Here is a 9,475-nt window from a genome sequence, read left to right on the forward strand (position 1 = left end):
TGTTTTTATTTCAAATCAAGCCAATCATATTATTGATTGGCTTAAACTTTTAAAATATTTTCAATTAGTTAAAAGTTTTGAAACGTGCAGCATCATCAATAAATGCTTTTTCACCAGCAGGCGCTTCGATAGAACCGAATACCAATTGTGCACGAAGTTTCCAATCCGCAGGTACGCCAAATACTTCAGCCACTTCTTCATCTACGATTGGGTTATAGTGTTGTAATGATGCACCGATACCCGCTTCAGACAATGCTGTCCAAGTTGCAAATTGCGCAATTGCTGTAGAATGTTCAGCCCATACTGGGAAGTTGTCTGCATAAAGCGCAAATTGTTCTTGTAAACCTTTGATCACGCTCATGTCTTCATAAAACAATACTGAACCCGCACCAGCGATAAAGCTGTTGATTTTACCTGCAGTGCCTTCGAAAGCTTCAGCAGGAACAATTTTACGTAAAGTTTCTAGTACGATTGTCCAAAATTTAACGTGTGAATCACCAAATAAAATCACTGCACGTGAAGATTGCGAGTTAAACGCTGATGGACTTTGTTTCACAGCTTCTTTGATGATTTCTTCAATTTTCGCTTGATCTAGACTTACATCTTTACCAATTGCATAAATTGTACGACGTTGTTTGATTTGATTTAAAAATGACATATCTATATTCCTTCTGTGACCCTGTTGGCCGTTTTCTTTAACATGGTCTCAGTGTATTGCATATTCCGTTACTTCGTCAGGTTTATATCAATAACAAAGTGTTCCATATTTAGAACAATATAATAAATCAAATCTTTTCAAGGTTTTAAATTTAAAGCACTCACTATAAAAATTTTAAAAAATTACGATTATGAAAGCACTCTGAATATAACTTCATCATTTAATTCATTTTTATTTACAGCAGTTTCAAGAATACTGCCAAAAACCAACTGTGCTTTGAGTTGCCATTGTTTCGGTAAATCCAGTAAATCTGTGGTTGCTTGATCTATAGATGGATTGAAATGATGAATCGAAGCACCTAAACCTGTACTCGCAATTGCAGTCCACACCGCATACTGTACCATTCCAGACGTTTGTTCAGACCACAACTGAAATTCTTCAGCTTGCAAAGGTTTACGCTTTTGTAGGCTTTGGATAATGTCTTGATCTTCAAAAAATAAAATTGTACCAAACGCAGATGCGCAACGATCAACTTTAATATCCATACTTTCCCAAATGGCTTCAGCCACGGCGTGATGTTGTACCTCTTTCACCATTTGCCAAAATTTATAATGAGAATCTTGCAACAGAATGACGATTCGAGCACTTTGAGAATTCAGTGCCGAAGGACAGCAACGCGCAGCCTCTTTAATCAATTGGGTAAGATATTCAGGGCTTAAACTCACACGATTACTGAGTTCATAATAACTTCTGCGCTTTTTCATATCTTCCAAAAAACTATAGGTATTTTCTTCTAATTCTTTCTTTTTAAAAATTAAATCTTTGGAAATTTCAGTGTTTAGTACTTGCCCTATTTTCGCTAAAAATGCCATAAATCCCCCAAAGATCAAACCAAATAAAAACCATAAATTTTATATGGGTATTCTAACCACTAAAGTTTTTTTATTCTCAGTGTGGTCAGGTTATTCTGCTGTTTTTTAAAACAATTAAACATTTCTCAGAATCCAAATGAATAAAAACTCCGCATAAGCGGAGTTCTTTTATTCAATGTTGAATGATTGAAAAAATAATATGAATTATTTATCTGTCTCAAAAAGCGCTGCAACAAAGGATTTTGCAGAGAACGGGCGAAGATCGTCGATCTTCTCACCGACACCAATAAAACGAATTGGCACATGCGTACGACTGGCAATATTAAACAACACACCACCTTTTGCCGTACCATCCAATTTAGTAATGGTTAAACCCGTTAAACCAACAGCTTCATCGAACATTTCAACTTGGTTAATGGCATTTTGACCTGTACCCGCATCTACAACTAACATCACTTCATGTGGCGCAGTTGCATCAATTTTTTGCATTACACGCTTAACTTTGGTCAACTCAGTCATCAAGTTGCTTTTATTGTGCAAACGCCCTGCGGTATCGGCAATCAATACATCAACGCCTTTGGCACGCGCACTTTCAAAAGCATCAAAAATCACAGACGCACTGTCTGCACCATGACCTTGAGCAACCACTTGAATATTGTTGCGTTCACCCCAGATTTGTAATTGCTCAGTAGCTGCTGCACGGAAAGTATCACCTGCCGCAAGCATGACTTTCTTGCCTTCACCTTGTAAACGTTTTGCCAATTTACCAATGGTCGTCGTTTTCCCAACACCATTGACACCAACCACAAGGATCACAAACGGATTTTTGTTCGGGTCAATATGTAAAGGTTTTACACGTGGCGCAAGTAAAGCAACCAATTCTTCTTGTAATGCTTTATACAGTGAATGTGAATAGATCAAATCACCACGCGCAGTACGTTCAGTTAAATTGGTAATAATGGTTTTCGTCGCTTCTACACCAATATCAGCAACCAAAAGTTGTTCTTCAACTTCCTCAAGTAACTCATCATCAATCTCTTTACCACCAATCAGGATATTCACCATCCCATCAGCAAGGTTTTTACGAGATTTAGTTAAACCTTCTTTCATACGACTGAAGAAACCACCTTTGGCTTTTTCTTCAGTTTGGGCAGTTTCCTCTAAAAGACTTTCTTCAACTACTGTTTCAGTCTTAGGTGTTTCTACTTTTTCATTTTCAATAATAGGCACATTGACTGCGGGTAAACTCGGTAATGTGACATCATCATCACCAATATCCGCATCAATCAAGAATTTATTTTGCTGTTCCTGCATGCCGATTCCTTGAAAAGCATAGCGTTAAAAAAGAATGAGTTTAGCATATTTTAAGGCAATTTTTAGTGTTAAAGCAGTGATAAAACATCTCAACCAAAATGCAACATTCCTGCCTTGCTTTAAATCTTTAATTTTTTGAGAATAGTTATACGTTTAGAATAAATATTCAGGCAATTTGTGCGTATTTTAAAATCCAAATCTTTTAAAATTCTTGTCCGTTCTCGAACTCAATTATGGAGAATGCTAATTGCGCCTGTATGCTTTATTTCATTGAATTTTATACAAACATCACTTTATGCAGCGCCCGAAAGTCAACTTGCTCGCACCACATTTGAAACCACACTAAACAATGGGCTAAAAGTCATCATTCGTGAAGATCATCGTTCCCCCATTGTCATGACTCAAATTTGGTATGGCGTTGGCAGCAGTGATGAGTCTGGCAACCTATTGGGTATTTCTCATGTGCTTGAACATATGATGTTTAAAGGCACGCAGAAAGTCCCAGATGATGAATTTACGCGTCTTAGCCGAATCTATGGTGGGCGAACCAATGCTGCAACATTTACCAATTACACCAATTATTATCAACTTTATCCCAAAAAATACTTCCCTCTCGCTTTAGAACTTGAAGCAGATCGAATGTCTAACTTGGTTTTAAAACAACAAGACTTTGATCCTGAAATTAAAGTCGTGATGGAAGAACGTCGCCAAAGAACCGATGACAATCCACGCAATCTTGCCTATGAACGTTTTAAATGGATTGCCTATCCAACCAGTCACTATCGTCAACCCGTGATTGGTTTTATGAAAAATTTACAAAATATTCGTTTAGAAGACCTTAAGCATTGGTATCAGACATGGTATACCCCCAATAATGCAACACTTGTGATCGTGGGTGATGTCAATGCTGAACAGGCATTAAAACAAATCGAAAAGTATTTTGGTGGTATTGCTAAAAAGCAACTTCCTGATCGCTATGATGTTCTAGAATATGACCGTGTCGGTTATCGTCACATGCAAGTGCATTTACCTGTACAAGTGCCAAGCTTATTTATGGCATGGAATGTACGCTCTATCGCCACAGCGAAAAACCCACAAGATGCCTATGCACTTACGATTATCCAATCCTTACTCGATGGTGGAATTTCAGCTCGTCTACAAGATCGCCTTGTCCGCGATAAGAAAACCCTGACCGCAATTAGTGTCAGTTATGACCCATATAATCGTGGTGACAGTATTTTCATGATCTCAGCTCTTCCGAGTGAAGGCGTTTCATTAGAAGATGCACAAAAAACCATTGAAAAAGAAATGAGTTTATTTAAAACAGAATTGGTCAATCAAAACGAACTTGATCGAGTGAAGAATAATTTCGTTTCAAATTTGATCTATAGCCAAGATGATATTGCAGGGCAAGCCAATATGATTGGCAATTTAGAGGTCAATGGTTTGAGTTTTCGCTTGATTGATGAATTACCAAAGCATTATGACAAAGTTACCCCACAAGATTTACTCAGAATCGCTAATATTTATTTCGTCAAAGATAACTTAAGTAGTCTTTATCTCCTGCCTGAAAACACAAAAGAATAAATAAGGTGAATTATGCGTCTGTCTATATTTTCAAAAAAACATTTAAAAACATCGCTTTTACTTATTATCACACTCTCTACGGCTAGTTTAAATCATGCAGAGGTCGAATTCGATGATCGTGATACGGATGAAATGATAGATAATACTGTTTTAAAATCCTATTCCACATTACAAAGCCTGAAAAATTTAGAAAAAAAGCAAAACTATCAGACACCTTTTGTTCAAGATTTAGAGAATAATTTAAAAGTTCGCACACTCTTTGTTTCAGCACCAGATTTACCCATTGTCGATATTCAACTGACTTTTAATGCAGGATCTTCACAAGATGAAGCGATAGGTAAAGGCTTGTTTGGTATTTCGAATATGGCTGCAAGGCTGATGACTGAAGGTACAGAGCAATATACGGCCAAACAAATTGCTTCGACCTTCGAGGGGTTAGGCGCACAATTTAGTGTCAATGCGTATCGTGACATGTTTACAGTACGCTTAAGAGTTTTGTCAGATCCAGACAAACTCAACCCTGCTGTAAATATGATGATGCACATTTTAAATCATGCACAATTCAATCCTTCAGGTTTAAATTTAGTCTTAAACAATACTAAGATTGGTCAAAAACAAGTCCAAGAAAATCCAAGCCGAATGATGAATATTCGCTTTTATCGCGCACTCTATGGACAACATCCTTATGCTGAACCCACGACAGGAACCAATGGCAGTTTAAAGAAGATAACACCTGAATTACTCAGAACATTTCGTCAAAAGTTACTCGTCGCTCAAAATATGAATATTGCAATCACGGGAAATTTAAGAGCCAATGATGCAATGAAAATTTCGAATACAATCAGCCAAAATATCACCCAAGGTGAAGCCGTTGCGCCTCTACCAACACCTGAAGATCAACAAGATTTTAATATTCATTACATTCCTTTTAACTCAAGCCAAGCCCATGTCATGATGGGACATTTAGCCATTCAACGAAATGATCCTGATCGTGTTGCTTTAGAAGTTGCCAATCAAATCTTTGGCGGTAGCGGATTTAACTCGGTACTGATGAAAGAATTACGAGTCAAACGTGGCTATACTTACGGCGCATATAGTTCGTTGGTCAGTACGCTCTCACAAGGTTTTTTTAGTTTGAATTATTCAACACAAGAAAAACAACTGATTGATAGTATCCAAGTTGCGCATCAAGCTTTGCGTGACTTTGTCAAAAAGCCAATTCAAAAGAAACAATTGGAAGAAACCAAAGAAGGACTTTTGCGATCATTTCCAATGACATTTAGTTCAAATGCCAATATCAATGCGCAGATTGCAGCGATTGGATTTTATCAATTACCTGCAGATTACTTAAATCAATATCAAAAACAACTAAGTAGCATTACAGCCAAACAAGTCCAAACTGCCATCCAAAAACACTTACGTGCAGACCGTTTAACCCTTGTTATTGTAGCGCCCACACTCGATCAAGCCGCGTTAAAAGAAATGCTAATCAATGATCTTGAAGTACCGAATCAGCTAGAAAACAAAGATTTAAACTTAAAACCTGACACTCAGACAATGCCAGATATTCCAGCCCTGATCATTAAAAAGACTATTAGACCTGCTTCGTGAATCGTGAATCGTGAATCGTGAATCGTGAATCGTGAATCGTGAATCGTGAAAGCTTATTTAGAATTAGCCACATCCACAGCAGGATATTGTTTAATACGTTGTTTTTCATAATAATAAGCGCGCAACAACCGAAAATACTCGGCAACCGAAATACGCTCTTGTTGACTTAAATGTTTTGCGAGAACTTGCGTTTTCGGATAAGCCGCTTGATCAGAATATGCAAGGACATTTTTATACTGCGTCGGACTGATCGGACGCAAAAGCGCCAATGTTGCAAGTGTTATCATTCCAACAATCATACACGCCACAAAAAAATTCAAAAACCGCTCTAAAGGAAAAGAACGATACAACTTTTGAAAATAATCTTTGAATTTAAGCATGAACTACCTCGAATTGCAGATAGTCTATCATCCTAGAGATAAAAAAATAGCGCTTTATCCAGACTTTTAAAAGCCTAAACCGTTTATTGATCATTTTAAATGTACAAACCCATCTTTTGATTTATTCCACCAACAAATAAAAATACACTTCAACAACAAGATCTAAAAAGAAAAACTCCCATCAGCAATTGATGAGAGTTTTTAGTAAATAAGCATGATACATAACACCAATAATTTGACCTTGACTACTGAACTTTTAAGTCTCCAAGAAAATCAGTTTAAAATAACTTTTATAAAACTGCCCTGAGAAATGCAAAATATAAAATTCCAGCAATAATTACCAACGCGATCACCACTGCGAAGATACTCACACCACCTTCCGCATGTACAGGATGTAAGTCATCATCATCTGCAAGGCGTCGCAATTCGTTATCATAAACACGGTAAAAACCTTTTTTTTGCGTTGCGTCAAGATTTTTGGTATAATCGTAAACACGCTTACGTTGGGCTAAACAGTAATCACCAAGATGTATTTCTTGATGGTAAATTGCTTCGTCCAATTGTTTTCGATGATACTGAGCTAATTCAACAATCTGAGACTCAGCAGCGGGTACATCAAAAGTAAATCCATCTATTGTATTAGTCATTTTTACTCTCCCTTTGTCATAATTCTCATATTGATTTTAATAAATATTATTTCTGATTATTGTTTAATCATGTAATCTTATATTCGTTAAGCAATCCCAGCAGATTACTTGACAAGTGAAGCATTTTGTAATATTAGTTTAATAAAGTTAAGTTAGATTAGTTAAGTATAAGCTCCGTTGGGGAGCTGTAGTTTTAAAGATCATAATTACAATAAGGAGTTATATATGATTCATCAAATCTCTCAACAAGACCTAGAACATGTTTATGCAGACGCTATAAATACGATTCAATGTGAAATGAACTTTGTAGAAGCTGTAAAGGCATTAGAAGACGCAGCAAAAGCAGGACATGGTAAAGCAGCAACGTTCCTTGCAGAACTTTATTACCAAGGTTTCCGTGTAGAACGTGATTCCCTCAAAGCCCAATACTGGGAAAAAATGGCAACCATGCAAGCATAATAAAACGTCACCTCGGTGGCGTTTTTTAATGCCGCTTGTTTATTCTTTCATAGCGTAATACTCACAAAACGTTTCCCAAACAGACATTCTTATAACATTCTTTGCTAATTTTAATAATTGCTTACGATTCAGTATAAAGCGCCAACGGTTCTTAGCGCTTTTTCAATTACAATAGAAATGTACTAAAAATGAATGCCGATTATGAAAAAGTATATTCATCTACAGCCGATTTCAAATGAGTTTTTTATCAAAATTTCTATTTTAAAATCACTGATGTATTGTGGTGTTCTTTGGGGACTTTACCATGAAGGTTGGGCAATGAAGTCTGGCTCAGATGAAGTATATTTCCCCTTTTGGCTGAATGCCGTTCAAGCACATCAGTATGCAAAGATTCACTGGCCCAACTATACACCACGAAAAATCACACCAAAGGATTTTAAAGATTCTCTACTCCCGACATTGACACGTTTAAACATTAAACCGGCTTTGTTTAACTCATCTTCTCGTAAATTTAAACTTTCAACTTTGCAAATGGATCATTTCTTTTTTGCAAATTCACCCCAATTTCAGGCGAGTTAATTTTTTATTTTCCATTGATTTAAGAAAGCTGTAAAAAACAAGCACTATAATTTGTGACTGTAAAGTATTTGCAAAGTTTTAAAATACAGTTAATTTAAAGGTGTGCAGTAGAGGCACACTCAATAAGGAAAATAATTATGACTACAGTAGCACAAGTAATCCAAGATAAAATTGGTCGTGAAGTTTATACGATTTCACCGTCTGCCACGGTTTTAGAAGCAATTACGCTTATGGCAAATAAAGGTATTGGTGCAGTAGTCGTAACAGAAGACAATAAGCTGGTTGGCATCCTTTCAGAACGTGACTATACCCGTAAAATTGCATTGATGCAGCGTACATCTGACCATACCACTGTCGCTGAGATTATGACATCTAAAGTTATTTCTGTGACGCCAAGCCATACTGTAGAACAATGCCTAGAATTAATGACTGATGGTCATTTACGTCACCTTCCTGTACTTGAGGAAGGTGTCTTGGTCGGCTTTGTTTCGATTGGTGACTTGGTCAAAGCCACAATGGAAGATCAGAAAAAACTGATTGATCAGTTACAGCAATATATTTCAGGTTAATTTTTTAAATTGATAGAACCCTCTTTTGAGGGTTTTATTTTTGTCATTTTTTAAAGTACCGTTAAATTTCCAAATAATATAAATAGTCGCCTGCTTTTAACTGATTATCCTCACCCATAACAGGAATAAAACAATTACAGTCTTTCATAAAATGAAGCATATCTGGACGCTCATTTTCTACAGTTATTATTTTTAACTCTGGAATCTCTTGAGTCGTAATTTTATTTAATTCACCGTATAAGGTTCTAGTAACAAACGCCCACATTATTTTTTGTTGATAACTCTCTTCAATTTCAAAGTTAAAATCATGTGTGAGCACACCTACTTTCCATTTAGGTAAATAAGGCTTTCCATACATTCGTTGTAATATTGTGGGTTTAACAAATAAATGCATATTTACAATGACATCTAGAATATAACCCGGTATATAGCTCATCACTGCCTTATCTTCATAAAGCACCATTTTCTGACCTGCTGGCAAGCCCTGTTCATTAAAAAATTTTTCTGTTTCTCGAACTTCAGGGCTTCTATTTTTTCCTGTAAAAAGTTTGAAACAATTACCAATAAATTGAACTTTTTGTTTATTTTCACCTTGTGAGAAAATTTTTTGTAACTCACTAATCACATATAAAAGTCCATGGTTACTAAAGTACATATTATCCACTAAACCACAAGCAACAATATAATCATATTCATTTGTTAGATTTTGAATATTCTCTATATATGTCTTAAAATCTGTCGAGATTCCTGCATCATTAATTTCTCTACCAAAATTTTTTGCTGGTTCATTCTTAAAAGG

The 9,475-nt window shown here is 36.2% G+C and carries 10 protein-coding genes and 1 pseudogene; 5 read left to right on the forward strand and 6 right to left on the reverse strand.

Going from position 1 to position 9,475, the window contains the following annotated elements; all coding sequences use genetic code 11:
• Positions 1 to 64: 64 nt before the first annotated feature.
• The 3 genes from EXE09_RS15235 to ftsY form a co-directional block, all read right to left on the reverse strand.
• A complete protein-coding gene (locus EXE09_RS15235; RefSeq protein WP_087553072.1) occupies positions 65 to 658 on the reverse strand; it encodes a nitroreductase family protein in 594 nt (197 codons plus the stop codon).
• 188 nt (positions 659 to 846) lie between these two features.
• Positions 847 to 1,530 carry a nitroreductase family protein gene (locus EXE09_RS15240; protein ID WP_130117824.1) on the reverse strand — a complete coding sequence of 228 codons (684 nt, stop codon included), beginning with the start codon at positions 1,528 to 1,530 and terminating at the stop codon, positions 847 to 849.
• A gap of 204 nt (positions 1,531 to 1,734) precedes the next feature.
• On the reverse strand, positions 1,735 to 2,844 hold the full coding sequence (gene ftsY / locus EXE09_RS15245) for a signal recognition particle-docking protein FtsY (RefSeq protein ID WP_130117825.1): 1,110 nt from the start codon (positions 2,842 to 2,844) through the stop codon (positions 1,735 to 1,737).
• Positions 2,845 to 3,084: 240 nt separating this feature from the next.
• Between ftsY and EXE09_RS15250 the strand changes: the two genes are divergently transcribed.
• Together EXE09_RS15250 and EXE09_RS15255 are read left to right on the forward strand one after the other, a co-directional pair.
• The gene (locus tag EXE09_RS15250; protein ID WP_130117826.1) at positions 3,085 to 4,431 is read left to right on the forward strand and encodes a M16 family metallopeptidase; all 1,347 of its coding nucleotides are present in this window, start codon (positions 3,085 to 3,087) and stop codon (positions 4,429 to 4,431) included.
• A gap of 12 nt (positions 4,432 to 4,443) precedes the next feature.
• On the forward strand, positions 4,444 to 6,042 hold the full coding sequence (locus EXE09_RS15255) for a M16 family metallopeptidase (protein ID WP_130117827.1): 1,599 nt from the start codon (positions 4,444 to 4,446) through the stop codon (positions 6,040 to 6,042).
• Between the two features lie 53 nt (positions 6,043 to 6,095).
• Here EXE09_RS15255 and EXE09_RS15260 read toward each other — a convergent pair whose 3' ends face one another.
• Positions 6,096 to 6,422 (reverse strand): hypothetical protein, encoded by a 327-nt coding sequence (locus tag EXE09_RS15260; RefSeq protein ID WP_087553077.1) that lies wholly within the window; start codon positions 6,420 to 6,422, stop codon positions 6,096 to 6,098.
• Positions 6,423 to 6,712: 290 nt separating this feature from the next.
• Positions 6,713 to 7,069 carry a hypothetical protein gene (locus EXE09_RS15265; RefSeq protein WP_068973220.1) on the reverse strand — a complete coding sequence of 119 codons (357 nt, stop codon included), beginning with the start codon at positions 7,067 to 7,069 and terminating at the stop codon, positions 6,713 to 6,715.
• Positions 7,070 to 7,294: 225 nt separating this feature from the next.
• Here EXE09_RS15265 and EXE09_RS15270 point away from each other — a divergent pair, with 225 nt between their 5' ends.
• The 3 genes from EXE09_RS15270 (at position 7,295) to EXE09_RS15280 (ending at position 8,676) form a co-directional block, all read left to right on the forward strand.
• Positions 7,295 to 7,528 (forward strand): hypothetical protein, encoded by a 234-nt coding sequence (locus tag EXE09_RS15270; RefSeq protein ID WP_130117828.1) that lies wholly within the window; start codon positions 7,295 to 7,297, stop codon positions 7,526 to 7,528.
• 201 nt (positions 7,529 to 7,729) lie between these two features.
• Positions 7,730 to 8,107, forward strand: coding sequence for a DUF2750 domain-containing protein (locus tag EXE09_RS15275; protein ID WP_130117829.1), 378 nt, complete (start codon positions 7,730 to 7,732; stop codon positions 8,105 to 8,107).
• A 137-nt stretch (positions 8,108 to 8,244) separates the two neighbouring features.
• The gene (locus EXE09_RS15280) at positions 8,245 to 8,676 is read left to right on the forward strand and encodes a CBS domain-containing protein (protein WP_087553079.1); all 432 of its coding nucleotides are present in this window, start codon (positions 8,245 to 8,247) and stop codon (positions 8,674 to 8,676) included.
• Positions 8,677 to 8,737: 61 nt separating this feature from the next.
• Here EXE09_RS15280 and EXE09_RS18835 read toward each other — a convergent pair.
• Positions 8,738 to 9,475 (reverse strand): annotated as a pseudogene (locus EXE09_RS18835) (MoeA protein); the annotation flags it as partial.

The sequence above is a fragment of the Acinetobacter sp. WCHAc060025 genome, from assembly GCF_004209355.1.
Lineage (GTDB): Bacteria > Pseudomonadota > Gammaproteobacteria > Pseudomonadales > Moraxellaceae > Acinetobacter > Acinetobacter wuhouensis.

What these genes read in the sequence shown, in the direction of transcription:
- EXE09_RS15265 (WP_068973220.1), bottom strand. Translation starts at nt 7,069, where the DNA reads ATGACTAATACAATAGATGGATTTACTTTTGATGTACCCGCTGCTGAG.
- EXE09_RS15235 (WP_087553072.1), bottom strand. Translation starts at nt 658, where the DNA reads ATGTCATTTTTAAATCAAATCAAACAACGTCGTACAATTTATGCAATT.
- EXE09_RS15250 (WP_130117826.1), top strand. Translation starts at nt 3,085, where the DNA reads ATGCTAATTGCGCCTGTATGCTTTATTTCATTGAATTTTATACAAACA.
- EXE09_RS15240 (WP_130117824.1), bottom strand. Translation starts at nt 1,530, where the DNA reads ATGGCATTTTTAGCGAAAATAGGGCAAGTACTAAACACTGAAATTTCC.
- EXE09_RS15275 (WP_130117829.1), top strand. Translation starts at nt 7,730, where the DNA reads ATGAAAAAGTATATTCATCTACAGCCGATTTCAAATGAGTTTTTTATC.
- EXE09_RS15260 (WP_087553077.1), bottom strand. Translation starts at nt 6,422, where the DNA reads ATGCTTAAATTCAAAGATTATTTTCAAAAGTTGTATCGTTCTTTTCCT.
- EXE09_RS15280 (WP_087553079.1), top strand. Translation starts at nt 8,245, where the DNA reads ATGACTACAGTAGCACAAGTAATCCAAGATAAAATTGGTCGTGAAGTT.
- ftsY (WP_130117825.1), bottom strand. Translation starts at nt 2,844, where the DNA reads ATGCAGGAACAGCAAAATAAATTCTTGATTGATGCGGATATTGGTGAT.
- EXE09_RS15270 (WP_130117828.1), top strand. Translation starts at nt 7,295, where the DNA reads ATGATTCATCAAATCTCTCAACAAGACCTAGAACATGTTTATGCAGAC.
- EXE09_RS15255 (WP_130117827.1), top strand. Translation starts at nt 4,444, where the DNA reads ATGCGTCTGTCTATATTTTCAAAAAAACATTTAAAAACATCGCTTTTA.